Origin of the sequence: Actinomadura sp. SCN-SB (assembly GCF_043906805.1) — a bacterium.
Classification (GTDB): domain Bacteria; phylum Actinomycetota; class Actinomycetes; order Streptosporangiales; family Streptosporangiaceae; genus Spirillospora.
This window is the reverse complement of sequence record NZ_JBIMPP010000051.1, coordinates 28,373-54,324: the sequence shown is the minus strand read 5'-3', so window position 1 is coordinate 54,324 and position 25,952 is coordinate 28,373. Positions and strand designations below refer to the sequence as shown.

23 protein-coding genes are annotated in these 25,952 nt (G+C 69.5%); 20 read left to right on the top strand and 3 right to left on the bottom strand.

The window, feature by feature from the left end; translation table 11 throughout:
* Nucleotides 1–446 precede the first annotated feature (446 nt).
* From ACGWYJ_RS27665 to ACGWYJ_RS27600, 14 genes are all read left to right on the top strand, one after another.
* Entirely contained in the window at nt 447–1,427 is a 981-nt protein-coding gene (locus ACGWYJ_RS27665; RefSeq protein WP_395109286.1) for an ABC transporter ATP-binding protein, read from the top strand.
* 89 nt (nt 1,428–1,516) lie between these two features.
* Nucleotides 1,517–2,215 (top strand): MlaE family ABC transporter permease, encoded by a 699-nt coding sequence (locus ACGWYJ_RS27660; protein WP_395109300.1) that lies wholly within the window; start codon nt 1,517–1,519, stop codon nt 2,213–2,215.
* 4 nt (nt 2,216–2,219) lie between these two features.
* Nucleotides 2,220–3,056, top strand: coding sequence for an MlaE family ABC transporter permease (locus ACGWYJ_RS27655; RefSeq protein ID WP_395109284.1), 837 nt, complete (start codon nt 2,220–2,222; stop codon nt 3,054–3,056).
* Nucleotides 3,057–3,081: 25 nt separating this feature from the next.
* Nucleotides 3,082–4,341, top strand: coding sequence for an MCE family protein (locus tag ACGWYJ_RS27650; RefSeq protein WP_395109283.1), 1,260 nt, complete (start codon nt 3,082–3,084; stop codon nt 4,339–4,341).
* Between the two features lie 2 nt (nt 4,342–4,343).
* Nucleotides 4,344–5,390, top strand: a complete 1,047-nt coding sequence (locus ACGWYJ_RS27645; RefSeq protein WP_395109298.1) for an MCE family protein — start codon at nt 4,344–4,346, stop codon at nt 5,388–5,390.
* A complete protein-coding gene (locus tag ACGWYJ_RS27640) occupies nt 5,387–6,511 on the top strand; it encodes an MCE family protein (RefSeq protein ID WP_395109281.1) in 1,125 nt (374 codons plus the stop codon). The genes ACGWYJ_RS27645 and ACGWYJ_RS27640 overlap by 4 nt, the downstream gene beginning before the upstream one ends.
* Nucleotides 6,512–6,522: 11 nt before the next feature.
* On the top strand, nt 6,523–7,743 hold the full coding sequence (locus ACGWYJ_RS27635; protein WP_395109280.1) for an MCE family protein: 1,221 nt from the start codon (nt 6,523–6,525) through the stop codon (nt 7,741–7,743).
* Nucleotides 7,740–8,993, top strand: coding sequence for an MCE family protein (locus ACGWYJ_RS27630; RefSeq protein ID WP_395109278.1), 1,254 nt, complete (start codon nt 7,740–7,742; stop codon nt 8,991–8,993). Before ACGWYJ_RS27635 ends, ACGWYJ_RS27630 begins: the two co-directional genes overlap by 4 nt.
* On the top strand, nt 8,993–10,243 hold the full coding sequence (locus ACGWYJ_RS27625; RefSeq protein WP_395109277.1) for an MCE family protein: 1,251 nt from the start codon (nt 8,993–8,995) through the stop codon (nt 10,241–10,243). Before ACGWYJ_RS27630 ends, ACGWYJ_RS27625 begins: the two co-directional genes overlap by 1 nt.
* Complete coding sequence (locus ACGWYJ_RS27620; protein WP_395109276.1) at nt 10,240–10,836, top strand: hypothetical protein; 597 nt, start codon at nt 10,240–10,242, stop codon at nt 10,834–10,836. Before ACGWYJ_RS27625 ends, ACGWYJ_RS27620 begins: the two co-directional genes overlap by 4 nt.
* Nucleotides 10,837–10,844: 8 nt before the next feature.
* A complete protein-coding gene (locus ACGWYJ_RS27615; RefSeq protein ID WP_395109275.1) occupies nt 10,845–11,342 on the top strand; it encodes a hypothetical protein in 498 nt (165 codons plus the stop codon).
* Nucleotides 11,343–11,352: 10 nt separating this feature from the next.
* Nucleotides 11,353–12,135: a hypothetical protein gene (locus ACGWYJ_RS27610; protein WP_395109274.1), complete on the top strand. Its 783-nt coding sequence runs from the start codon at nt 11,353–11,355 to the stop codon at nt 12,133–12,135.
* Nucleotides 12,136–12,149: 14 nt separating this feature from the next.
* The gene (locus ACGWYJ_RS27605; protein WP_395109273.1) at nt 12,150–12,683 is read left to right on the top strand and encodes a hypothetical protein; all 534 of its coding nucleotides are present in this window, start codon (nt 12,150–12,152) and stop codon (nt 12,681–12,683) included.
* Nucleotides 12,684–12,756: 73 nt separating this feature from the next.
* A complete protein-coding gene (locus ACGWYJ_RS27600; protein ID WP_395109272.1) occupies nt 12,757–14,442 on the top strand; it encodes a DUF4192 family protein in 1,686 nt (561 codons plus the stop codon).
* An 876-nt stretch (nt 14,443–15,318) separates the two neighbouring features.
* Here the strand turns inward: ACGWYJ_RS27600 and ACGWYJ_RS27595 are convergent.
* A complete protein-coding gene (locus ACGWYJ_RS27595) occupies nt 15,319–15,690 on the bottom strand; it encodes a hypothetical protein (RefSeq protein WP_395109271.1) in 372 nt (123 codons plus the stop codon).
* A gap of 443 nt (nt 15,691–16,133) precedes the next feature.
* Between ACGWYJ_RS27595 and ACGWYJ_RS27590 the strand changes: the two genes are divergently transcribed.
* The 4 genes from ACGWYJ_RS27590 to ACGWYJ_RS27575 all read left to right on the top strand — a co-directional run bounded on the left by ACGWYJ_RS27590 (nt 16,134) and on the right by ACGWYJ_RS27575 (nt 20,206).
* Entirely contained in the window at nt 16,134–16,685 is a 552-nt protein-coding gene (locus ACGWYJ_RS27590) for a polysaccharide deacetylase family protein (protein ID WP_395109270.1), read from the top strand.
* A 104-nt stretch (nt 16,686–16,789) separates the two neighbouring features.
* Nucleotides 16,790–17,305: a DUF1707 and DUF4870 domain-containing protein gene (locus ACGWYJ_RS27585; protein ID WP_395109269.1), complete on the top strand. Its 516-nt coding sequence runs from the start codon at nt 16,790–16,792 to the stop codon at nt 17,303–17,305.
* 168 nt (nt 17,306–17,473) lie between these two features.
* Entirely contained in the window at nt 17,474–18,841 is a 1,368-nt protein-coding gene (locus ACGWYJ_RS27580; RefSeq protein WP_395109267.1) for an FAD-binding oxidoreductase, read from the top strand.
* A gap of 99 nt (nt 18,842–18,940) precedes the next feature.
* A complete protein-coding gene (locus ACGWYJ_RS27575; protein ID WP_395109265.1) occupies nt 18,941–20,206 on the top strand; it encodes a class I SAM-dependent methyltransferase in 1,266 nt (421 codons plus the stop codon).
* 82 nt (nt 20,207–20,288) lie between these two features.
* On the opposite strand, the gene ACGWYJ_RS27570 is transcribed toward ACGWYJ_RS27575, so the two are convergent.
* Nucleotides 20,289–21,665, bottom strand: a complete 1,377-nt coding sequence (locus ACGWYJ_RS27570; protein ID WP_395109264.1) for an aspartate aminotransferase family protein — start codon at nt 21,663–21,665, stop codon at nt 20,289–20,291.
* Between the two features lie 176 nt (nt 21,666–21,841).
* Between ACGWYJ_RS27570 and ACGWYJ_RS27565 the strand changes: the two genes are divergently transcribed.
* Nucleotides 21,842–22,771 (top strand): alpha/beta fold hydrolase, encoded by a 930-nt coding sequence (locus ACGWYJ_RS27565; protein ID WP_395109262.1) that lies wholly within the window; start codon nt 21,842–21,844, stop codon nt 22,769–22,771.
* 151 nt (nt 22,772–22,922) lie between these two features.
* Nucleotides 22,923–24,188 (top strand): cytochrome P450, encoded by a 1,266-nt coding sequence (locus tag ACGWYJ_RS27560; RefSeq protein ID WP_395109261.1) that lies wholly within the window; start codon nt 22,923–22,925, stop codon nt 24,186–24,188.
* A 59-nt stretch (nt 24,189–24,247) separates the two neighbouring features.
* Here the strand turns inward: ACGWYJ_RS27560 and ACGWYJ_RS27555 are convergent, their stop codons facing one another.
* Nucleotides 24,248–25,789: a long-chain fatty acid--CoA ligase gene (locus ACGWYJ_RS27555; RefSeq protein WP_395109260.1), complete on the bottom strand. Its 1,542-nt coding sequence runs from the start codon at nt 25,787–25,789 to the stop codon at nt 24,248–24,250.
* Nucleotides 25,790–25,952 lie beyond the last annotated feature (163 nt).

Below are 25,952 nucleotides of genomic sequence, written 5' to 3'. Positions count from 1 at the left end.
CCGGCGGATCCCTAACGCAGGAAGAAGAAGGTCATGCGCATGATCCTAGCAACACGCGGGGGACGTGACGTTCGGCAATCATTAAGGGGGCGGTCAATGCCGCGGGCCGGACCGTTCTGCGCCATCCGTTCGATGACGGCATATTCGTGTCAAGGGCTTGACAAGACCCTTTCCGCATTTCCCGATACCATCCCGTGACCTGTGGAGATGCACCGTGTCGCCGCCGGACGCGCACTCGGAGACAAACCGTTCGGTAGCGATTGTCATTCGGTGACAACGATCCATCGGGGTGGAATTCCATCTTCCTGGATTACTTGCGTCCCGCCGTGCGCCGGAAGTAGCGTACCGGCCAGTAGCGACCGATGTCGCAACCTCGATGGCGGTCGCTATTGCGGGCCGGTTTTCAAAAGATCGATGTTCGGCTTCTGCGGAATGGATTTCGTCGAATGGGACTCGAAGTCGTCGTCGAAGGGCTGACCAAGTCCTTCGGGCGGCAGACCATCTGGCGGGACGTGTCGCTGACCCTGCCCGCCGGTGAGGTCAGCGTGCTGCTCGGCCCGTCGGGCACCGGCAAGACGGTGTTCCTCAAGTCACTGATCGGGCTGCTCAAGCCCGAGCGCGGCCGGGTGCTCATCAACGGCGTCGACATGGTCAACGACCCTGAGCGCAAGATCTACGAGACGCGCCGCCTGTTCGGGCTGATGTTCCAGGACGGGGCGCTGTTCGGGTCGATGAACCTGTTCGACAACATCGCGTTCCCGTTGCGCGAGCACACCCGTAAGAAGGAGTCGGAGATCCGCCGGATCGTCCTGGAAAGGATGGAGATGGTGGGTCTGGCCGGCCAGGAACGCAAGCTCCCGGGCCAGATCTCCGGCGGCATGCGCAAACGCGCCGGCCTGGCCCGCGCGCTGGTGATGGACCCGCAGATCATCCTGTGCGACGAGCCGGACTCCGGCCTCGACCCGGTCCGCACCGCCTACCTGTCACAACTGCTGATCGACCTGAACGCGCGGATCGACGCGACGATGCTGATCGTCACGCACAACATCGAGATCGCGTCCACCGTCCCGGACAACATCGGCATGCTGTTCCGCCGCGACCTGGTCACCTTCGGGCCCAGGGAGGTGCTGCTGACCAGCGACGAGCCGGTGGTCGCGCAGTTCCTGCGGGGCTCGCGGCAGGGCCCGATCGGGATGAGCGAGGAGAAGGACGCCGCCACGCTCGCCGCCGAGGCCGCGCTCCAGATGCCCCGCACCCGCGTCCCGGAGATCGTCCCGCAGCTCGAACCCAGCCCGGGAATGCCCGAGCGCAAGGCGGTCGCGCGCCGCAGGGAACGGGTGATGTCCATGCTGCCGACGCTGCCACCGCCCGCGCAGGAGGCGATCGTGAGCAGTCTGCTGCCGCGCCGCAGAGGGGCGTCGCTGTGACCGCGCCGCCCAGCGCCCCGATCCCCGGCACGGGCGCGCTGCGCGAGACCGGCCGGCTGTTCGCGCTCGGCGCCACCGTGCTGCGGCAGATGTTCCGGCGCCCGTTCCAGGTGCGGGAGCTGATCGAGCAGTTCTGGTTCATCGCCTCGGTGACGATCCTGCCGACCGCGCTGGTGTCCATCCCGTTCGGCGCGGTGATCGCGTTGCAGGTCGGGTCGCTGGCACGGCAGCTCGGCGCGCAGTCGTTCACCGGCGGCGCCAGCGTGCTCGCGGTGATCCAGCAGGCCAGCCCGATCATCGTGGCGCTGCTGATCTCCGGGGCGGGCGGCTCGGCGATCTGCGCCGACATCGGCTCGCGGACCATCCGCGAGGAGATGGACGCCATGGAGGTCATGAGCGTCTCGCCGATCCAGCGGCTGATCGTCCCCCGGGTCCTGGCGGCCATGCTGGTCGCCGTGCTGCTCAACGGCCTGGTCTCGGTGGTCGGCGTGATGGGCGGCTACTTCTTCAACGTCATCATGCAGGGCGGCACACCCGGCGCCTACCTGGCCTCGTTCTCCGCGCTCGCCCAACTGCCCGACCTCTATATCAGCGAGCTGAAAGCGCTGATCTTCGGCTTCATCGCCGGGGTCGTGGCGGCCTACCGGGGCCTCAACCCCGGCAGCGGGCCCAAGGGCGTCGGGGACGCGGTCAACCAGTCCGTGGTGATCACCTTCCTGCTGCTGTTCTTCGTCAACCTGGTGCTGACCGCGATCTACCTGCAGGTCGTGCCGCCGAAGGGGTCGTGACGCGATGGCCTCCACCTCCTCCAGGCTGCGCCGTCCCGGCTCCTGGTTCGCCTGGCTCGACAAGCCCGGCGACCAGCTCGGCTTCTACGTCCGCGCGCTGCTGTGGACGCCCCGCGCGCTGCGCCGCTACCTCAAAGAGGTGCAGCGGCTGCTCGGCGAGGTCGCGTTCGGCTCCGGCGCGCTCGCCGTGATCGGCGGAACCGTCGGCGTCATGTTCGCGATGACGCTGTTCACCGGCGTCGTCGTCGGCCTCCAGGGATACGCGGCGCTCAACCAGATCGGCACCTCGGCGTTCACCGGGTTCGTCTCGGCCTACTTCAACACCCGCGAGATCGCGCCGCTGGTGGCCGGGCTGGCGCTGTCGGCCACGGTCGGCGCGGGCTTCACCGCCCAGCTCGGCGCGATGCGGATCAACGAGGAGGTCGACGCGCTGGAGGGCATGGGCGTCCCGTCCCTGCCCTACCTCGTCACCACCCGGATCATCGCCGGCACCGTCGCGATCATCCCGCTGTACGGGGTCGGGCTGCTCAGCTCCTACCTCGCCTCCAGACAGGTGACGATCTGGGTCAACGGGCAGTCCGCGGGGACCTACGACCACTACTTCAACGTGTTCCTGTCCCCGACGGACGTGGTGCTGTCGTTCCTCAAGGTGCTGATCTTCAGCGTGATGGTGATCCTCGCGCACTGCTACTACGGCTACCGCGCGTCCGGCGGGCCCGCCGGGGTGGGCGTCGCGGTCGGACGCGCGGTGCGCACCGCGATCGTCCTGATCAGCGTCACCGACTTCTTCCTCAGCCTGGCGATCTGGGGCGCCACCACCACCGTCAAGGTCGCGGGGTGAGCAAGCGATGAGACACGAAGGCCCGATGGCGACACTGCTGCTACGGCTCCAGGGCGTGGTGTTCCTGCTGGTCCCCGCGCTGCTGGTGTGGCTGTCCGTGGCGATCTACCAGAAGCGGTTCACCGAGGCCGCCATGGTCACGCTGCGCACCGGCTCGGTCGGCAACGAGATGCACCCGCAGGCCGACGTCAAGCTGCGCGGCGTGGTCGTCGGCGAGGTGCGGAAGATCGAGGCCGACGGCTCCGGCGCCCGGCTCACCCTGGCGCTCAAACCCGAGTCCGTGCCGCGGATCCCGGCGAACGTGTCCGCCCAGATGCTGCCGACCACGCTGTTCGGGCAGCGGTTCGTCGCGCTGATCCCACCCCCGCAGCCGTCCCCGGCCCGGCTCACCGCCGGCTCGGTGATCACCGAGGACCGTACGGCCAACGCGGTGGAGCTCCAGGAGGTCCTGAACAACACCCTTCCGCTGCTCAACTCCGTCCAGCCGGCGAAGCTGTCGGCGACGCTCACCGCGATGGCGCAGGCCCTGGAGGGACGGGGCGAGGAACTGGGCGACACGCTGGTGCGCCTGGACGCCTACCTGAAGAAGTTCAACCCCGACCTGCCCGCGCTCAACCGCAACATCCACGAACTGGTCGCGTTCACCCACCACTACAGCGAGGCCACCCCCGACATCCTCGACGCGCTGTACGACTTCAGCAACACCAGCCGTACCGTCGTCGACCAGCGCCGCAACCTCAGCGAGCTGTACTCCACCGTCACCGCGGGCACCGAGGACCTGACCACGTTCCTGCGGCAGAACTCCGGCAACCTCATCAGGCTGTCGGACCGGAGCAGACCGTCGCTGGAGGTGCTGGCCCGGTACTCGCCGCAGTTCCCCTGCGTGTTCTCGATGCTGAACGACTTCATGCCACAGATGGACCGCCTGCTCGGCAAGGGGACGGGACGCCCCGGCCTGCGTGTCGACGTCAAGGTCGTCCCGTCCAAGGGACGCTACGTCCCCGGACGTGACACGCCGCGTTACACGGCGACCGGCGGGCCGCGCTGCTACCCGGTTCCGTTCGACCCCTCGGGTGGCGCGCGGCCCCTGGCCGCGCAGCCGAACCAGACCGCACCGGTCGCCGTCCCGCCCGGCGGGCTGGGGCTGCCCAACTCACCGCAGGAGAACACGCTGGTGAACGAGCTGGTGGCGCCGTCCCTTCAGGAGGTGCCGACGGCGCTGCCCGACTGGAGCAGCGTCCTGGTCGGCCCGATCTACCGGGGGGCGGAGGTGAACCTCAAGTGAGGATGAACGTCAAGGGCCTGGGCGGGCCCCTGATCAAGTCGGCGCTGTTCGTCATCGTGACGGTCACCGCCACCGCCATCCTGGCCATCAGCGTCGCCAACACCGGCGTCGGCGGCGCCGACCGCTACAACGCGATCTTCAGCGATGTGACCGGGCTGATCGAGGGCGACGGCATCCGGATCGCGGGCGTGCGGATCGGGCAGGTCACCGACATCGACGTGGTGAACAGGCGGCAGGCGCGCGTGCGGTTCACCGTGCAGACCGGGCGCAAGCTGCCGGCGTCCACCACCGCCACCATCAAGTACCTCAACCTGGTCGGGCAGCGGTTCATCGAGCTGGACCGCGGCACCGGGCCGCCCGGCGAGGTGCTGCCGCGCGGCGGCACCATCCCGCTCCAGCAGACGACGCCCGCGCTGAACCTGACCCAGCTCTTCAACGGGTTCAAGCCGCTGTTCCAGGCGCTGTCGCCCTCCGACGTCAACCAGCTCGCCAGTGAGATCATCCAGGTGCTCCAGGGCGAGGGGCCCACGATGGACTCGCTGCTGCGCACCGTCGCGTCCCTCACCACCACCCTGGCCAGCCGCGACCAGGTCATCGGGCAGGTCATCGACAACCTCAACGACGTGCTGGAGACCATCAACGCGCGCAGCGACCAGCTCGCCGACCTCATCGTCACCCTGCGCAGGCTCACCACCGGGCTCGCCGCCGACCGCGAACCGCTCGGCCAGGCCATCCAGGCGATGTCGGAGCTGACCAACAGCACCGCCGACCTGCTGAAGGTGGGGCGCGCGCCGCTCAAGGACAGCATCACCAACCTCGGCCGCCTGGCGGGCAACCTGGCCGAAGAGTCGCCGACCCTGGACCGCTTCCTGAAGACCCTGCCGGAGAAGAGCACCACCATCGCCCGGCTCGGCTCGTACGGGTCGTGGCTGAACCTCTACATGTGCCAGGCCACGGTCACCGGCGTCACCTACAACGACGGCAGTGACCCGCCCACCGGCGTCCCGATCAAGGACGAGTCGATCGCGAGATGCGGGAGGCCGCAATGACCGAACCTCCCGAGCGGAGCCTGATTCCCGGCATGAAGGCCACGGGGGAGCCGTCCAGGGCGAAGCGCCCCAGAACGCGCGGGCCGCTGCTGCGCAAGCCGATCCGGGAGCGCAACCCCATCGCCATCGCCGTGGCCGGACTCGCGATCATCCTCGCGCTGTCCCTGGTGGCCTACCGCGCCGACGACCTTCCGGTGATCGGCGGCGGCACCACCTACACCGCGGACTTCAGCGAGGCCGCCGGGCTGCGTCCCGACGACGAGGTGCGCGTCGCCGGCGTCAAGGTCGGCGAGGTCACCGGCGTGGAACTCGACGGGAACAAGGTCAAGGTGAGCTTCCGGGTCAGGGACACCTGGATCGGAAACCGCAGCACCGCCGGCATCATGATCAAGACGTTGCTGGGCGACAAGTACCTGGCCGTCGACCCGCTGGGACCCGCGGAGCAGAACCCCGACCAGCGGATCCCGGTCAGCCGCACCGTGTCGCCGTACGACGTGACGCAGGCGTTCCAGGAGCTGTCGGGCACCCTCGACCGGCTCGACACCGTCACGGTCGCGCAGAGCCTGGAGACGATCGCCGACACCTTCACCAACACCCCGCCCAACGTCCGCAAGGCCCTGGACGGGCTGTCCGCGCTGTCACAGACCATTTCCAGCCGGGACGCGCAGCTCGCCCAACTGCTGGCCAACGCCCGCCGCGTCACCAGCGTCCTCGCCGAGCAGAGCGGGGAGTTCGCCCGGCTGCTCCAGGACGGCAACCTGCTGCTGGCCGAGCTGCGGCGCCGCCGCGAGGCCATCCACGGGCTCCTGGTCGGGGCGCAGTCGCTCGCGCGGGAACTGAACGGGCTGGTCGCCGACAACCAGGCCCAGCTCGGCCCCGCGCTCCGATCCCTCGAACGGGTCGCCGACGTCCTCCAGCGCAACCAGGACAACCTCAACCGCGCCCTCGCGGTGGCGGGCCCCTACAACCGCCTGCTCGGCAACGCGCTCGGCAACGGACGCTGGATGGACGGATACCTGTGCGGGGTCGTCCCCAAGGAGTACACGGCACCGGGTGCGCAGCCTGAGACCGGCTGCATGCCGCCCAGGCCCGGCACCACTTCCGGAGGCGCAGGCCGATGATGGAGATGTCCATGCGCAGGCGCGTGTGGCGCGAACGCCGCCGTACCGTCATCGCGCTGGTGCTCGCCCTGGTCCTGGTGGCGGTGGCCCTGTGGGCGGTCACCGGAGGACCGGTCGGCAGGCGCGTCGAGGCGCACTTCTCGGCGGCCGTCGGCCTGTACAAGGGGTCGGACGTGCGCGTCCTCGGCGTCAAGGTCGGCACCGTCACCGAAGTGACCCCGGTCGGCACCCGGGTCCGCACCCGGCTCGTCCTGGACCGGAAGGTGCCCGTGCCGGCCGACGCGCGGGCCGTCGTGATCGCCCCCAGCGTGGTGGCCGACCGCTACGTCCAGCTCGCCCCCGCCTACACCGGCGGCGCGCAGATGCGGGACGGCGCCGTGATCCCGGTGGAGCGCACACAGACGCCCGTCGAACTCGACCAGCTCTACGACAGCCTCAAACGCATCGCAGGGGACCTCGGCCCCAAGGGGGTCAACCGCCAGGGCGCCCTGTCCCGCGCGTTGCAGGTCGGGGCCGACAACATGCAGGGCAACGGTGAAGCGCTCAACGACACCATCGCGCAGTTCGGCCAGGCCGGCCGGACACTGGCGGACTCCAGCGAGGACCTGTTCGCCACCATCTCCAACCTGCAGAAGTTCACCACAATGATCAAGAACAACGACGCGCAGGTACGGATGGCCGAACGGCAGCTCGCCGACGTCACCGGATTCCTGGCCGCCGACCGCGACGAGCTGGGCGCCGCACTGCGCGAACTGGCCGCGGCGCTCGCCCAGATCCGCACGTTCATCCGGGACCACCGGGCGCTGCTCAAGACCGACATCGACAGGCTCGCGTCCATCACCCAGGTGCTGGTCGACCAGCGGCGCTCGCTGGCCGAGGCGTTCGACGTGCTGCCGCTCACCGCCACCAACCTCGTCAACAGCTACGACCCCGCCACCCGGACGCTCATGGGACGCGGCAACCTCAACGAGATCAGCATGTTCCCGAACTCCGGGACGTCCGCGGCGGGCTCGGCCCTGGCCGCCATCACCCAGGGCACCGGCAACCCCGTGTGCGGCACCGCCGCCAGAACCGACCCGACGATCGGCGCGCTGTGCGACAAACGCCGGGCCGGGACGCTGGCCCCCGTCGAGGAAGGGTCGGCCACCGGGATCCTGCCGCCGCTGCCCCTGCCGGCCTCGGGCGACACCTTCGGGACGCCTGCCGCCAAGGAGAAGGGGGGCCGGTCATGAGCCGGCGCGAGCGCGGGCAGGCGTTCCGTTCACGGCGTTCCCTGGCGTCGGCGATGGCGGTCGCCACGGCCACCACCGTGTTCCTGAGCGGATGCGGAGGCGGGTTCACCGGGATCCAGGACCTCCCCCTCCCCGGCGGCGCCGACCTCGGCGACGACCCGTACACCGTCACCGCCGAGTTCACCAACGTGCTCGACCTCGTCCCGCAGGCCGCCGTGAAGGTCAACGACGTCGCGGTGGGACGGGTGTCCAAGGTGTCGCTGCCCGCCAACAGCTGGACCGCGCAGGTCACCATCGTCCTCAACGGGAAGGTGCGGCTGCCCGCCAACGCCACGGCACAGCTGGAGCAGTCCAGCCTGCTCGGCGAGAAGTACATCCAGCTCGCCGCGCCGTCCCAGGGCGCCGTCGGAACGCTGCGCGACGGGTCGCGCATCCCCGCGTCCCGGACCGGCCGCAACGTCGAGGTCGAAGAGGTGCTCGGCGCCCTGTCGCTGCTGCTCAACGGCGGAGGGCTGCCGCAGTTGCGGACCATCTCCCGGGAGATCAACGCGGCGCTCGCCGGCAACGAGCCGCAGATCAAGTCGCTGCTCCGCCGCCTCAACGAGCTGACCACCAGCCTGGACGCCGGCAAGGGCGACATCGTCGCCGCGCTGGACGGCCTCAACCGGCTGTCGGTCACCCTGTCCACCCGCCGCCAGAAGATCAACACGGTGCTGGCCGACCTCAGCCCGGGGCTCAAGGTGCTGGAGGAACAGCGCGGCGCCCTCATCCGGCTGCTGCGCCAGTTCGACGAACTGTCGGACGTCGCGGTGCGCACCATCAACGCCTCCAAGGAGGACTTCGTCGCCGACCTGCGCGCCCTCGCCCCCATCCTGCGCAAGCTCGCCGACGCCGGAAAGGACCTGCCGCGGTCGCTCGAAGTGCTGTTCACCTACCCGTTCACCGACGAGGTGCTGAACGCGGTCAAGGGCGACTACCTCAACGCGTACCTGACGGTGACGGCCGTACCCGGCACCCAGATCATCCCGCGGCTCACGGACGCCGACGAAGAGCCGGCCCCGCAGGCGGCGTCCAACGCGCGGGGCGTCCCGACGCTGCCGCTGCCACCGGCCGACACGCCGTCGGTCGTGGAACCGCCGATCGTCCCCGGCACGCCCTCGCCGTCCGCAAGCCCGACCGCACCTTCAGGTAGCCCGTCCGGCGGCGCGGGGATCCTGCCGGAACTCACCCCGGGACAGGGAGGCGGCTGATGATCACCCTCGGCACGCGGCTCAGGACCCTCGCGTTCCTTCTCATCTCGGTGACGGTGATCGCGTTCATCGGGTCCCGGTACGCCGACCTCGGCCGGTACATCGGCCTGCGCGGCTACTACGTCGCCAAGCTCGAACTCGCCGAGACCGGCGGGCTGTTCCCCGGCTCCAACATCACCTACCGGGGCGTCTCCGTCGGCCGCGTCGGCGACCTGCACCTCACCGACGACGGCGTGGTCGCCGACCTGAAGATCAACGACTCGGCGCCGCCCATCCCGTCGAACCTGCGCGCGGTCGTCGCCAACCTCTCCGCCGTCGGCGAGCAGTACGTGGACCTGCGTCCCTCGCACAACTCCGGCCCGTACCTCCGCGATGGGGCGGTGATACCGCGCTCGGTCACCACCACGCCCGCGCCCGTCACCGACCTGCTCAAGTCCGCCAAGGACTTCACCGGCTCCGTACCGCTGGAGTCGCTGCGGATCGTGGTGGACGAGTTCTACCGGGCGTTCAACGGGCAAGGGCCGTACCTTCAGGCGCTGATGGACGCGCAGAACACCTTCGTCCGCGCCGCCGACGCCAACATCCGGCCCACCAGCACGCTCATCCGCGACGGCGAACTCGCCCTGCGCACGCAGAACCAGGAGGCCGCCGCGCTCAAGGCGTTCGCCGACGGCTCCCGGCTCCTCGCGCAACAGTTGCGCACCTCCGACGCCGACCTGCGCAGGCTCATCGCGGTCTCCCCCCAGGCGAGCTCGGAGATCGCAGGACTGCTGCGCGACCTCGACCCCAGCTTCGCCGTCGTCATCGCCAACCTCCTCACCCTGTCCGACCTCACCGTCACCCGGGTGAACGGACTGGAGGAACTGATGGTGCGGCTACCGCAGGTGACGGCCATCGGCTCCACGGTGGTGAACGACGGCAAGATCCGCTTCGGGCTCGTCACCACCTTCTTCGACCCGCTGCCCTGCACCCAGGGGTACGGCGGCACCACGTACCGGAACGGGCTCAACACCTCCGCCGGGCCGCCGCTCAACACCGGCGCGCGCTGTACCATGCCGGCCAGCAGCGGCGTCAACGTCCGTGGCGCGGCCAACGCCCCGCGCGGCGGAGTCCCCGAGCCGGCCCGCCCCGGCTTGGTGGGCCTCACCTCCGCCCCGAACACCGGCCTCCCCGGTGCGCTCGGCCTCCCCGGCGTGGACGCGCGGCAACCCGACATGGGCGACCTTCTCGGCCTGGGAGCGGACCGATGACCGGCAACTCCACGGAAGCCCCCGTCAAGGTGGACGAAGAGCTCTCGGAAGAACCCGAGGAGCAATCGGAACAGGAAAACGCCGAGCCGAGCCGCCGGGGCACACGGCTCGCCTGGGCCCTGGTGCTGGCCGCCGCGGTCTTCCTCGGCTGGTCCTGCTGGACGTACTGGGACCTGCGCCAGGGCGAGACCCAGGACATGGCCCGCGACCGCGACCGCGTCGTGATCGCCGCCAAGCAGCAGATCGCCGCGCTCAACACCATGGACGCCAAGCGCATCGACCAGGGCCTGCAAAGCTGGCTCGACGCGTCCACCGGCCCCCTGCACGACGAGCTGAGACGCACCCGCGACGAGAGCCGCCGGTCCGTGCAGCGCTCCGGCACCAGCGCCACCGGCACCGTCTCCGACGCCGCCCTCACCGCCCTGGACCGCCGCGCCGGCACCGCCCGGGTCATCGCCACCGTCCGGATCGAGATCACTCGTCCCGGAGCGGCGGCGACCGTCCAGCGACGGCGCTACGATGCCGCCTTGACCCGTACCGCCGAGGGCTGGAAGCTCAAGTCGCTCACCTCACTCCCGGCGGGCACCAGGTGAGGAGTTCCATGGCAGCGCACCGGCGTCCCCTCATCCTCGCCGTGGTCCTCGCGCTCGCGGGCGCCGCCGTCCTGGCCCTGACCACGCAGCAGCGGGACACCGTCCCGTCCGCCAACCGCGCCCTCCTCGACGCCGAGGCCACCACCAAGGTCACCGGCGACGTCAGCAACGCCCTGGTGAAGATCTTCTCGTACCGGCACGGCGACGTCGCCACCACCGAACGGACCGCCGCCCAACTGCTGGAAGGCCGCGCCGCCCAGCAGTACCGCGGCCTGTTCCCCCAGGTCAAACAGCAGGCCCCGAACCAGAAGCTCGACCTGTCCACCCGCGTCGTCCGGATCGGCGTCACCCGTCTGACCGGCGACACCGCGACCCTCCTGGCCTTCCTGGACCAGCAGAGCACCCGCAACGGCCGGCCCGCGGGCGGCACCGCCGCCGCCCAACTGGTCGTGACCGCCCACCTCCGCGACGGCCAATGGCGCATCGCCGAGATCCGGTCGAGCTGAGAGGCGCCCAATGAAACACACCACCGTGAACGCTCCCGAAGCTGCGGCCGACGAGCCACAGGAACCCGAAGACTCCGATGCCGCCGACGCGGAGGACGTTGACAAGTCCCGGGCCGCTGAAGCGGAGGACGTTGACAAGTCCGAGGCCGCCGAAACCGAGGACGTTGAGAAGTCCGGGACCGCCGACGCGGAGGACGACGACAAGTCCGAGACCGCCGACACGGAGGAAGAGGCGGCAGAACCGGACGAACCCGACGCATCGAAGACCGCGCAGCCGGAGGAGAGATCCACGAGCAAGCGGACCGCCGCGCTCGTCCTCGCGGTGCTGGCGCTGCTGAGCGCCGCGTGGTTCGGCTGGTCGTGGTACGGGGCGGCGCACGACGAGTCGCTCCGCTTCTCCGAGACCCGTGACGAGGTCCTCCGCGCCGGGGAGCAGGCCGTCCTGAACCTCAACACCCTCGACTACCGCAACCTGAACACAGGGCTCAAGCTGTGGCAGGACTCGTCCACCAGCGAGCTGTACCAGCAGATCGTGCAGGGACGGGCGGCGTTCGAGCGGGAGGTCAAGAAGGCCCAGACCATCACGTCCGCCAAGGTGCTGGACGCCGCCGTGACCGAACTGGACCAGCACGCGGGCAAGGCGAGCGTGATCGTCGGCGTCCAGATCACCGTCACCCCGCCCAAGGGGGAGCCGGTCGTCAAGAAGACGCGGCTGATGGCAGAGCTCACCCGTACCGCGACGGGCTGGAAGCTGAGCGCGCTGGCACAGGCACCGGCAGGGGCGAACGGGTGAAAGGCGGAACGACGATGACCAAGCTCGGCACGGTGTGGCGGCACCCACGGCTCCCCGCCGCCCTGGCCGTCCTCACCATCATCCTCGGCTGCGTGGCCGCCTGGTCGGCTCGCCAGGCGCACACGCTCAACGACTCCGCGAGCGCACGGAACACCGCCCTGACCGACACCGCCCGCACCAGCGAGCTCAAGGGCCAGGTCACCGACATCATCAACACGGTCTTCTCGTACAACTACACCGATGTCGGCAAGACCGAACGTGCCGCGCAGACGCTCCTGACCGGCAAGGCCGTCAAGCAGTACAACGAGATGATCGCCCTGGTGCGCAAGCAGGCACCGGAGCAGCGCCTCATCCTCACCACCACGGTCACCGACAGCGGCGTGCGCATGCTGACCGGTGACAGGGCCCGCCTACTGATCTTCGCGGACCAGCGCAGCACCCGCACGGACAAGGACCAGACCGCTTACTCGGCCACGATGTTCTCCGTGGGCGCCGTCCACCGCAACGGCCGCTGGCAAATCGAAAATATCGACACCTTCGGGAGATAATCCTCACCCCCCTTTATCCACAGGCTCCCACCCCCCCTTTCCACCGGACGCCCGGCCCGTCACAGTCGAACACATGAACGGACCGCCGCCCGGCCGAACCCCCCTGATCATCCGGAACATCACCGACGCCATCGCCGCCATTCCCTACCTCTTCGGCTTCCACCCGGTCGAAAGCCTCGTCGTGATCGGCTACGACGGCCCGCACAACACCTGCGCCGTCCGCATCGACCTCCCCTCCGAAGACCCGGCTGAGCCCGCGGAACGGCTCGCCGCCATGCTGGCCGACAACCACTTCCGCCAATCCCTGATAGTCGGCTACGGCCCCAAAGACCGAGTGGACAGAGCCGCCGCCACAACAGGCGCCCGCCTCCTCTCCCACGGCATGGCGGTAACGGACGCCGCCCGGGTCACCAACGGCCGCTGGTGGTCCCTCACCAGCCCAGACGCCGACGGCCGCCCCTGCGACATCTCCACCAGCGTCATAGCCGCCCAAGCCATCTACTCAGGCCACGTGGCCCTGGCCGACCGCGCCGAACTCCGCCAAACGGTAGCCCCCCAAACCGGTCCGCCCCGCACAGCCATGCAACAAGCCACCCAAAAAATAGAGAACCACCTGAAAACCTGGAAAGAAACCCTCCCCACCCCCCAATACCGCCACCACCTCATCCACAAGGGCCTAACCCTCCTCTCCACCCTGCTGAACTACCACACCACCAAACCCACCCAAAAACACCCCATCAACACAACACCCGCAAACCCTCCAAACCCCTCACCAGCCCGCGCCACCAACGCACCCGCTCAAAAGCCCGCCAGTAACCGCCCCATCAACCCCACAGAAACCACCCCAAACCCCACCACCCAACACGCTGGATCCGCTGAGGAATGTCATCAGGAGATGGCGAAGTCCAGCGGGGAGTGCCCAACCGATACAGCGACCGCGAGTTCTCCAGGGCCCTCGGCGGAGCGCGCCGCCAAGGCGGCTCAGGGACGGCCGCCTGCCAGTGGGCCTTCCATCGAAGCCGCAGAAGCCCCTCTGGAACACGCCACCGAGGTCACCAGACCCGCGGCAGAGCCTTCGGAACGTCCAGCCGGGGCGGCGGTGCTCGGCGCGGATCTCGCCGCCAGCGAAGCGGATTCCACGGCACCCCGTTCCCCAAAGGACGTGGGCTCCGCCTTGACCGCAGGATCTCCCATGGTGCGTCCCACCAAGGCCGCGAAGCGCGCCGGTGAATGTGTGGCTTGGGGCGAGGAGCGTCCAACCCAAGTCGCGGGGAAGCGCGCTCCCGAAGCCCGGGGACTGACGGACGCTGCGCCGCTTAGCGGGGAACGCCGGGAGGCGGACTCAGGACGCGACCAGGCGCACCAACCCGGGAGCGCGGGTGCTGGGGGGAGAAGGACGCCACGAGACGAGGAGGTTGCCTGGCTCGGGTTCGCGTTGCGCGAGCTGCGGGTCCGGGACGAGGCGTGGGTGCGCATCAACGAGGACGACCCCACGGAGGACATCCGCTTCTGGCGCGACATCCTGCGCCGGGTCGACGAGCGCTTCGCCGACGCCCCCGCGTCCCTGCTGGCGTACGCCGCGTACGTGGGAGGCGATGGGAGCCTGGCCAACGTGGCTCTCGATCGAGCGTCCCCCGACTACTCGATGGCCGCTCTTCTCCGCAGCGTCATCGACGCCGGCGTCCCGCCGTCCGAAGTCCGCCTCCGGATGTCGCCGGAAGACCTCGCCGACATCTACGCCGAAGAGGAGCAGGAATGACGCCCGAACGATACGGCCCCCGGCCCCCGTAAACCCGCTCAGCGGCCTGCACTCGTCGCCGAACCGGCTCGGCGGCCACACCGTGGCCGCCGGTCGGGCTGATGGGCCGGGCCGCCCGCGCCACCGCGGTGCCTGTACCCGCCGAGCGGGCGCGCGGCCACCGCGGCGACCGCGAAGGCCCCGCGCGCGGGGCGGGGCGGGGCGATGTCACCAAGAGCGCCTGGACGGCGGCGACGGCCCGCTGAGCTGCCGTTTCGTCCATTTCGGCGGCCGTCCCGGCTTCTTGCCAACCTGCGGTAACGGCTCCAGGCCCGCCCACTGCGCGGAGGTCAGATCACCCGACCCACAACAAGATCATCCAGAAAGGTGGATCACTTAGGTGATCCACTTCTGAACACGCCTTACAAGCGGTGTGGTTTGGCCTGTGTCGGCGCCGCGCGGCACGCGGTGGAGTGGCGGTGGGTGGGGTCCCGGCGGGGCGGATGCCGACGGTGGTCCCTGTCAAGTTCTGTGACCTGTGGTGGGCGCGAAAGGTGAACGTTCTGCCGATGGCCCTGGTTGGTTGTTGGGGTACGGCGCGACACCGGCGGGACTGGGCGGATGACGGGTTGTGTGGTCCGTGCTGGTGGGCGCGAAGGTGGGTGCTTTGTTGATGGCTCTGGTTGTTTGGTGGCGTGTGGCGCGACGCCGGTGGTGGTTGCGGGCAGGTTCAGGCCGTGGGGCCGCAAGGTGGTCGCGGTTGGCGCCTCAGGAGTCACGTGGTGGCGCCTTTGTGGCGGGGCTGGGCGCCGCGTTGCGGCGTGGAGTGGCGTCGCCTGTGCGTCAGGACTGCTGGGGTGGCGGTCGTTTGGTTGTTTGTGGGGCGGGTGGGGTGGGTTAGGAGCGGACGGCTTCGCCGGGGGAGCCGGGGTCTATTCGGCGGTCGCGGTTGCGTTCGTTCCAGGCCCTCATACGGGGTGGGTAGCCGACGAGTTGTACGTCGTAGATGGGCAGGCCGAGGTCGCGTGCCACCTTGGCGATGACCTGGGGGGACCCGACGCGGCGCCGGGTCCACTCGCCGTCGTGGGCGACGGCCACGGCGGTGGTGTCGGTGGCGAAGGTCTCGGGTTCGACGAAGAACTCCACGCCCTGGTGGCTGCGCGCGAACGCGATGAGCGCCTCGATGTCGGCGTCGGTGGCCTCGCGGTCGAGCCTGGTCACCGAGGAGCCGCGGTTCTTGCGAAGGCCGAACCGGTCCCGGAACCTCATGGTGCGTCCCGTCGTCTGATGCCGCCCCGGAACCTCTCCGGAGTCACCTTGCGAACACGACGATAACGAATGTCGGGCGAAAAGGGTTTCCCAGGCGACACGGGCGTGAAGTGGCCACGGTGCCGTGGGGGTCGCTGCCTAGACTGGCTAGATCAACTATGGGCGTGGTCGGGGGAGCGTTCATGGCAGGGCGGTGGGCTGGTTTGACACTGCGCTCATCGGCGGTGGTCGTGGGCTTTTCCGTTTGTGGCTGTCTTGCCGCATCCGTGCCGACCGCGACGCGGAGCGCGTCCTCCGGTGGGACCGAGCGTGGTGCGGGTGTCCGGGTTGTCAGCGTCGAATCCGCCCAGGTACCGGCGAGGCCGCTTGAGCTTGTTGATCCGGCGGTCGACTGCCGGACGAGGAAGTGTGTCGCGCTCACCTTCGACGACGGCCCGGCCCCTGTGACGGGTCGGCTGCTGGACACGCTGGCCGCCCATCGGGTGAGGGCCACGTTCTTCCTGGTCGGCGAGAACGTCGAGCGGCACCCCGAGATCGTCGCCCGGGAGGCGCGGGAAGGGCATGAACTGGCCAACCACTCGTACTCCCATCCGAATCTGCGCCGACCGTCCGAACGGGTGGTCCGCCGCCAACTGCGGCGTACCCAGGAGGCGATCCGGCGCGCCACGGGGGTGACGCCCACGCTGATGAGACCGCCGTACGGGGCGACCGACAGGGGGGTCGCCGCCATCACCAGGGAGCTGGGGCTGGCGCAGGTGCTGTGGTCGGTGGATCCGATGGACTGGCGGGTCCGTGACAAGAGGCACGTCGCACGCGTGGTGTCGCATGAGGCCCGCGAGGGGTCCATCGTGCTGATGCACGACATCCATCCGAGCACCGTCGCCGCCGTTCCCCGCATCATCGAACGGCTTTCCCGCAAGGGGTACTTCTTCGTCACGGTGTCGGAGTTGTTCGGCAGGCCGCTCGTACCGGGGGAGATTTACACCGATCGCTGAGGGCCCGCTCCGCGCGGATCGTCCTGGCGGTGGGGGTCATCTCAGGGGCCGTTGGGGGGTTTCCCTGATGGTGACGAGGGTGGGCGGGCGTTCACCATGGAGCCATGAACGGTGGATACACGGCACCTGAGCTGCGCGTTTCCGATGCCGAACGGGACCAGGTCGTGGAACGGCTCCAGGAGGCGTACGCCGAGGGGCGCCTGGAGCACGACGAGTTCGACATGCGGATGCATCTGGCGATGACGTCCAAGACCCGCGGCGATCTGGCCGCGGTCACGCGGGACCTGGCTCCGGTGAAGAGCGTGGTCCGCCCGCCGTCCGGGTCCGTCACCGGTGAGGACCGGATGCTGGCGGCGCTGGCGCACGGCGCGGGCATCGCGACGCTGTTCGTGGGCCCGCTGGTCCTGATGCTGACGAGTGGGAAGCGTTCGGCGTACGTGAGGCGGCACGCGGTGGAGGCGGTGAACTTCCAGTTGACGCTGCTGCTCGTGACGATCGTGACGTTCGGGATCGGCGGCATCGTGTACGCGGTGAGCTGGGCCGTCGCGGCCGTCGCCGCCGTGGTCGGCCTGACGGGTGAGCCCTTTCGCTACCCGTGGATCCTCCGCCTGGTCAAGTAGCCCGCCCCAGCCCCCGCGCCTCTCGCGCTTCTGGTGGGAGAGTGGGTACGGCGCGGGTCGGGTCGCTGGGGTTTATTCCCTCTGTGTCCTGTGATGACCCTCTCGCCGCAATCATGTGGAAGATACATGTGGTCGGTCGCTTTACTGGTCACGGCACTGGAGGGGTGGATGACGGAGCTACTGGTCAACGACGATCATCAGCGGGCCGTGGAGGCGCTGCGGAGGTCGTACGAGGCGATCCCCGAGGGGGCGCCGGTGCGGCTGGCCAAGCGCACCTCCAACCTCTTCCGGTGGCGGGACCCGTCGGACGCGCCGGGGCTGGACGTGTCCGGGTTCGACCGGGTGCTGAGCGTCGACCCGGAGTCCCGTACCGCCGAGGTGCAGGGCATGACGACCTACGAGGACCTGGTCGACGCCACGCTGCCGCACGGGCTGATGCCCACGGTGGTGCCGCAGCTGAAGACGATCACGCTGGGCGGGGCGGTGACCGGCCTCGGGATCGAGTCGACCTCGTTCCGTCTCGGGCTGCCGCATGAGGCGGTCCTGGAGATGGAGGTGCTCACCGGGGACGGGCGGATCGTCACGGCGACCCGCGACAACGAGCACCGGGATCTCTTCTTCGGCTTCCCCAACTCCTACGGGACGCTCGGCTACAGCCTCCGGCTGAAGATCGAGCTGATCCCCGTCAAGCCCTACGTGCGGCTGCGTCACCTGCGGTTCGGGGACGCGGCGGAGCTGTCCCGGGTCATCGCGAAGATCACCGAGGACGAGGCGTACGACGGCGAGCCCGTCGACTTCATGGACGGCACCGTCTTCTCCGCGAAGGAGCAGTACCTCACCCTCGGCGCGTTCACCGACACCGCCCCCTACACCTCCGACTACACGGGCCAGCGGATCTACTACCGGTCGATCCAGGAGCGCTCGGTCGACTTCCTGACGGTCCGCGACTACATCTGGCGCTGGGACACCGACTGGTTCTGGTGTTCGGGCGCGTTCGGCGTCCAGCACCCGGTCGTGCGCAGGCTGTGGCCGGATAAGGCCAAGCGTTCGGACGTCTACCGCAAGCTCGTCGCCTACGACCGCCGTTTCCACATCATGGCGCGGGTGGACCGGTGGCGCGGCCAGCGTCCCCGCGAGGACGTCATCCAGGACATCGAGGTGCCCGTGGAGCGGCTGCCCGACTTCCTGGAGTTCTTCCACGAGAAGGTGGGGATGAGCCCGATCTGGCTGTGCCCGCTGCGCGCGCGCGACCGCTGGCCTCTCTACCCGCTCGAACCAGGGCGCACGTACGTGAACGTCGGCTTCTGGGGGACGGTCCGGCTCCCCCCGGGGCAGATACCCGAGTACCACAACAGGCTCATCGAGCGTAAGGTCGCCGCCTTGGACGGGCACAAGTCCTTGTACTCGACGTCCTTCTACAGTCGCGACGAGTTCTGGCGTCACTACGACGGTGAGACCTACCAGCGGCTCAAGAAGGCGTACGACCCCGGAAAGCGGCTTCTGGACCTCTATGACAAGTGCGTGCGCGGGCGCTAGCGGGTAGGACACGTCCGGGCATCGGGGGAGCCCCCAGGCTCGGCCGGGCGGTGACGCCGGCACCCCTGCGGACGGGGTGGAAAGACAGGAGGGATCATCATGACGCTGGCCAGGGTCTTCGAGGAGCTTGTCGGGCCTGATACGCCAGTGGAGTTCGTCGCGTACGACGGCTCTCGCGCGGGACGGCAGGGGGCCGCGATCAGGTTCGAGGTGCGGTCGCCGTACGCGGTGTCCTACCTGGTGCACTCGCCCGGTTCGCTGGGACTGGCCCGCGCGTACATCAGCGGCTACCTGGACGTCAGCGGCGACATGTACACGGCGCTGTCCACCATGACGCAGGCCCTCAGTGACGTGACGGTGAGCGACAAGATCAAGGTGCTCCGGGAGGTTCTTAAGGACCCGTTGCTGCGCGCCGCCGTGAGCAGGCGTCTCGACCCGCCTCCACAGGAGGCGCCGTTCAGCCGCGTGCCGTCGTGGCTGCGGCACTCCAAGCGGCGCGACGCCAAGGCGATCTCGCATCACTACGACGTGTCCAACACCTTCTACGAGTGGGTGCTGGGGCCGTCCATGGCGTACACGTGCGCGTGCTTCCCCAAGGAAGACTCGACCCTCGAAGAGGCGCAGTACTTCAAGCACGACCTGGTGGCCAAGAAGCTCGGCCTCAAGCCGGGCATGCGGCTGCTGGACGTGGGCTGCGGCTGGGGCGGCATGGTCATGCACGCCGCCAAGGAGTACGGGGTGAAGGCCCTGGGCGTCACCCTGTCCAAGCAGCAGGCGGAGTGGGCGCAGAAGGCCATCGCCGACCGTGGCCTGTCGGAGCTCGCCGAGGTGCGGCACCTGGACTACCGGGACGTCACCGAGACCGGGTTCGACCGGGTCAGCTCGATCGGCCTCACCGAGCACATCGGCAAGAAGAACCTGCCGGCGTACTTCTCGTTCCTGTACGGGAAGCTCAAGCCGGGCGGGCGGCTGCTCAACCACACCATCACCCGTCCCGACAACATCGCGCCGCCGATCAAGCAGGGCGGGTTCATCAACCGGTACGTGTTCCCCGACGGCGAGCTGGAGGGGCCGGGCTACATCCAGTCGCAGATGAACGACGCCGGCTTCGAGATCCGCCACCAGGAGAACCTGCGCGAGCACTACGCCCGTACGCTGGCGGGCTGGTGCCGCAACCTGGACGAGCACTGGGACGAGGCGGTCGCCGAGGTGGGCGAGGGCACGGCCCGGGTGTGGAAGGTCTACATGGCCGGCTGCCAGATCGGCTTCGAGCAGAACTGGATCCAGCTCCACCAGACGCTCGGGGTGAAGCTGGACGACAGGGGCGACGCCCACATGCCGCTGCGCCCGGACTGGGGCTCCTGACCCCGCGTCCTCGGAGGACCACCGGAAGGCCCCGTACCGCCGCCCTGGTACGGGGCCTTCGGCGTGACGCCGCCGGTGGGCGTCACATGCGCGACCACGCCTCGGTGAGGACGCCGCGCAGGATCTGCTCGATCTCGTCGAAGTGGCTCTGGTCGCAGATCAGCGGGGGCGCGAGCTGGACGACGGGGTCGCCGCGGTCGTCGGCGCGGCAGTAGAGCCCGGCCTCGTACAGGGCCCGGTCCAGGAAGCCGCGCAGCAGCCGTTCGGACTCCTCGTCGTCGAAGGTCTCCCGGGTGTCGCGGTCCTTGACCAGTTCGATGCCGTAGAAGTAGCCGTCGCCGCGCACGTCCCCGACGATCGGGAGGTCGCGCAGGCGGTCCAGGGTGGCGCGGAACGCGTCCTGGTTGCGCAGGACGTGGCCGGGCAGGTCCTCGCGCTCGAACAGGTCGAGGTTGGCCAGGGCGACGGCGGCCGACACGGGGTGCCCGCCGAACGTGTAGCCGTGGGCGAACATGGTCGTCCCGTGCCGGAACGGCTCGAACAGGGCGTCGTCCACCAGCATCCCGCCGAGCGGCGAGTACCCGGAGGTCAGGCCCTTGGCGAAGGTGATGATGTCGGGCCGGTAGCCGTACCGCTGCGCCCCGAACATCGCGCCGAGCCGTCCCCACGCGCAGATCACCTCGTCGGAGACCAGCAGCACCTCGTGGCGGTCGCAGATCTCGCGGACGCGCTGGAAGTACCCGGGCGGGGGCGGGAAGCAGCCGCCGGCGTTCTGCACGGGTTCGAGGAAGACGGCGGCGACGGTCTCCGGGCCCTCGAACTCGATGGCCTCCTCGATCCGGTCGGCGGCCCACCGCCCGAACGCCTCGGGGTCGTCCCGCAGCGCCCGGTCGGGGGCCCGGTAGAGGTTGGTGTTGGGGACGCGGAACGCGCTGGGCACCAGCGGCTCGTACGGGGCCTTCAGCTCCGGCAGGCCGGTGAGCGACAGGGCGCCGTGCGGGGTGCCGTGGTACGCGACCGCGCGGCTGATCACCTTGTGTTTGGCGGGACGCCCGGTGAGCTTGAAGTACTGCTTGGCGAGTTTCCAGGCGCTCTCGACGGCCTCGCCGCCGCCGGTGGTGAAGAAGACCCGGTTGAGGTTGCCGGGCGCCAGCGCCGCGATCCGTTCGGCCAGCTCGGCGGCCTGCGGGTGGGCGTACGACCAGAGCGGGAAGAAGGCCAGCTCGGCGGCCTGTTTGGCGGCGGCCTGCGCCAGCTCCTCGCGCCCGTGCCCGGCCTGGACGACGAACAGCCCGGAGAGGCCGTCGAGGTAGCGGCGGCCGCGGTCGTCGTAGATGTAGGGGCCTTCGCCGCGGACGATCAGCGGGACCTCACCACCGTTCTCGTACGCCGAGTGGCGCGCGAAATGCATCCACAGGTGGTCGCGGGCGGCGGTCTGGTGGCTCCGCTGTTCCGTCATCACTCTTCCTCGATGCCGTATGAGTGATCCAGTTGAATCGATGCTAGGTCAGCACGGAATCCGATGCAATCATGGGGCTTCACGGCGGTATCCGAAGAGTTAGGTGATCTGGTGGGGTGAGCCGGGTCCGGGCGAAGCGGGGGATAATGGCGCCTCGCATCGCGAGGAGGGTGCTCATGGGTGACGCGGGATCCGAGGCCGGCCGGGGGATCGAACGGGGCGCGGTCAAGGCGAACGACCTGGAGTTCGGCTACCTGGCCGCGGGCCCGGAGGGCGGGCCGCTCGCGCTCTGCCTGCACGGCTTCCCCGACTCCGCGTACACCTGGCGGCACCTGCTGCCCGAACTCGCCGAGGCCGGTTACCGCGCCGTCGCGCCCTTCATGCGGGGGTACGCGCCCACGGCGATCCCCGAGGACGGCGCGTACCAGACCGCCGCCCTGGCCGCCGACGCGAACGCCCTGCACGCCGCGCTCGGCGGAGGCCCGGACGCCGTGCTCATCGGCCATGACTGGGGCGCCGCCGCCACCTACGGCGCGGCCAGGCGCTCGCCGGAGTCGTGGAGCACGGTGATCACGCTGGCGCTGCCGCCGCTGGGCGCGCTGGCCGGGTCGTTCTTCGGCTACGAGCAGCTCAAGCGGTCGTTCTACATCTTCCTGTTCCAGACGCCGCTGGCCGAGGCGGCGCTGGACCGCGCGTTCGTGGACGGGCTGTGGCGCGACTGGTCACCGGCCCAGGCGCGCGACGAGGACGGCCGCGCGGCCAACGTCGGCCACGTCATGGACTGCCTGGCCGCCCCGGAGAACAGGGCCGCCGCGATCGGCTACTACCGCGCCATGCTCGACCCGTCCCGGCACGTCCCGCGGTACGCCGCGGACCAGCGGGCCGAGGGGGAGGTGGGGGAGCGCCCGATCCTGTATCTGCACGGAGCCGACGACGGGTGCCTGGGGGTGGACGCGGTCGCCCCGGGCGGGGACGTCTCGGGCGTCCTGGCACGGCTCCCGGCGGGCTCGCGCGCGGAGGTCGTCCCGGACGTGGGGCACTTCCTGCACCTCGACCGTCCCGCCGAGGTGAACGCCCGCATCCTCGCCTGGATCGCCTCCGGGTGATACGGCAGGATAAGTCGGGAGTGACCTGTGTCACTCGGCCAGAGGTCGCCCTCCGCCGCTTGACTCTGACAAGGTACGTGTAAAACAGAATCGCGTTCTAGCTGGTTCTGGATGGTTTCGTTCGTCACCAGGCGGCAGACGGGAAGACGGGATGCTGAAGGTCGAGGACATCAATCTGACGGATACGGAGTTCTGGCGAAGGCCGCTCGACTACCGGCATGAGGCGTTCAAAACGCTGCGCTGGGAACCGAGACTGGTGCGCTACGACGAGCCCGACGTCGTGATCGTCCCGCGCGGCCCCGGCTTCTACGCGCTCACCCGGCACGCCGACGTGGTCGAGGCGTCCCGGCGCCCCCAGGACTTCTGCTCCGGCAAGGGCGCCACGCAGATCTCCGACCTGCCGGCCGAGATGAACGAGTACTTCGGCTCCATGATCAACATGGACGACCCCCGGCACGCCAAGATCCGCCGCATCGTGTCCCGGGCGTTCTCGCCCCGCATGATCCGGCGGTTCGAGGACGACGTCGAGCGCGTCGCCGAGGGCATCGTCGAGCGGGTCGCGTCCGGAGCCGGCAGCGGCGACTTCGTCAGCGACGTGGCCGCGCGGCTCCCACTGAAGATCATCTGCGATCTGATGGGGATCGGCGAGGAGCACTACACGACGGTTTTGGACGCCACCAACGTCATCCTCGCCGGCAACGACCCCGAGTACCTCCCCGAGGACCCCGAGGCGGCCGCCCTCGCGCTGCTCAACGCGGGCCGCACCCTCAAGGAACTGGTCGAGGACCTCGGCCGGCAACGGCGCGCCGAACCCACGGGCGACCTCACCTCCGCCCTGGTCAACGCCGAAGTGGAGGCGGACGGTGACCGGCAGGGCGGGGAGGCGCTCACCGACCAGGAACTCGGATCGTTCTTCATCCTGCTGGTGGTGGCCGGGAACGAGACCACGCGCAACGCCATCGCGCACGCCCTGGACCTGTTCACCCGCCACCCCGAGCAGCGGGCCCTGCTGACCGAGGACTTCGAGGGACGCATCGCCGGGGCGGTGGAGGAGATCGTCAGGTTCGTGTCCCCGGTCATCTGGATGCGGCGCACCGCCACCCGCGACACCACGCTCAACGGCCACGAGGTCAAGGAGGGCGACAAGCTCCTCCTCTACTACTGGTCGGCCAACCGGGACGAGACCGTGTTCACCGACCCCGAGCGCTTCGACATCACCCGCGACCCGAACCCGCACGTCGGCTTCGGCGGCCCCGGCCCGCACTTCTGCCTCGGCGCCCACCTGGCCCGGCGCGAGATCACCGTGATGTACCGGACGCTGCTGCGCCGCCTCCCCGGGATCCGTGCGGCCGCAGAGCCCGACCGCCTGGAGTCCAGCTTCATCAACGGCATCAAGCGCCTGCCGTACACCTTCTGACCCGCCCGCCCCGCCCGCCGGTCCGGGAGCCGGACCGGCGGGCGGAGGGGCGCCCCGCGCTACCGCAGCTCGCGCTTGAGGATCTTGCCGGTGGCGGTCATCGGCAGCTCGTCCCGGAACTCCACGATGCGCGGGTACTTGTAGGAGGCGAAGTTCTCCCTGCCCCAGGCGATCAGCTCGTCCTCGGTGATCTCGGCGCCCGGCTCGCGGATCACGAACGCCTTGATCTCCTCGCCGTGCGCCTCGTCCGGGACGCCCACCACCGCGGCCAGCGACACCGCCGGATGGGTCATCAGGACCTCCTCGATCTCCCGCGGGTACACGTTGAACCCACCGCGGATGATCATGTCCTTGGAGCGGTCGACGATGTAGTAGAAGCCGTCCTCGTCCCTGCGGGCGATGTCCCCCGTGCGGAACCAGCCGTCCTTGATCGCCTCCGCGGTGGCCTCCGGGCGCCCGTAGTAGCCCTTCATGATGTTGTGGCCGCGGATCGCGATCTCGCCGGGCCCCTCGCCCTCGATCGTCTTCCAGTCCCCGTCCACCAGCTTCACCTCCACGCCCCAGATGGGCGTGCCGACCGAGCCGGGCTTGGTGGGACGATCCGGCTGGTTGAAGGTGGCGGCCGGCGACGTCTCCGACAGCCCGTACCCCTCCAGCACCTTCACCCCGAACTTGGCCTCGAAGCCCTTCAGCACCTCCAGCGGCAGCGAGGCCCCGCCGGACACACAGGTGTGCAGGTTCGCCGCGATCTCCTCCGGCGGGACGGTGCCCTGGTCCGACAGCAGCGCCCAGTACATGGTCGGGACGCCGGCGAACACCGTGACCTTCTCCTTGGCCATCAGCCGCAGCGCCTCCGCCGGCTCGAACCGCGGCTGCAACACCATGGTCGCGCCGCGCCGCACCGCCACGTTCATCACGCAGGACTGCCCGAACGCGTGGAACATCGGCAGCGTCACCAGCGACACGTCATGGTCGGTGCGGGTGAACATCGTGTCCGAGACGAACGCGTTGATCAGCATGTTCGAGTGCGTCAGCTCCGCGCCCTTCGGCTGGCCGGTCGTCCCGCTGGTGTAGAGGATCACCGCGGTGTCGTCCGCCCCCGTCAGCGCCGGCTCGAACGTCGACGGCTGCCCGCTCAGCGCCGGCCAGAACAGCTCCGCGTCCTCGTACGGCGACTCGGTCGCGCCGGGATCGGCCGTCATCAGGAACAGATGCTCGCAGCCCGCCACGCTCTGGAACCCGGCATGGCCCATCTCGCCCAGCGGCAGCTCGGCCGTCCCCTCGAAGACGAACAACGCCTTGGCGTCGGAGTCCTCCAGGTGGTAGGCGATCTCCCGCGGCTTGAGCAGCACGTTCAGCGGGACCACCGTGGCCCCGGCCTTGAGGATCCCGAAATAGACCATCGGGAAGTACGGGACGTTCGGACAGGACAGCCCCACCTTGTCCCCCTCGCCGATCCCACGGGATCGCAGCAGGCCGGCGACCTGGTTCGCGATCGCGTCGATCGTCGCGTACGACAACCGCATGTCACCGAAGACGACGGCGTCGCGGTCGGGGTACTTGCGGGCGGCGTCCTCGAGCAGGACGGAAAGGTTGAGCATGGGCTCTCCTCGCGCGAGGCCGGTCACACGTCGGTTGTTACCGGCGAGTGTATGAATGGGTAGAGATCATCCTGCTTGATCCGGCCGCTTCGCGCCATCCCCCTGTCCGAGTCCGTGACATGCGGTTCCGCTGTGAAACGAGGGTCGTGACCGGAACCCGGTG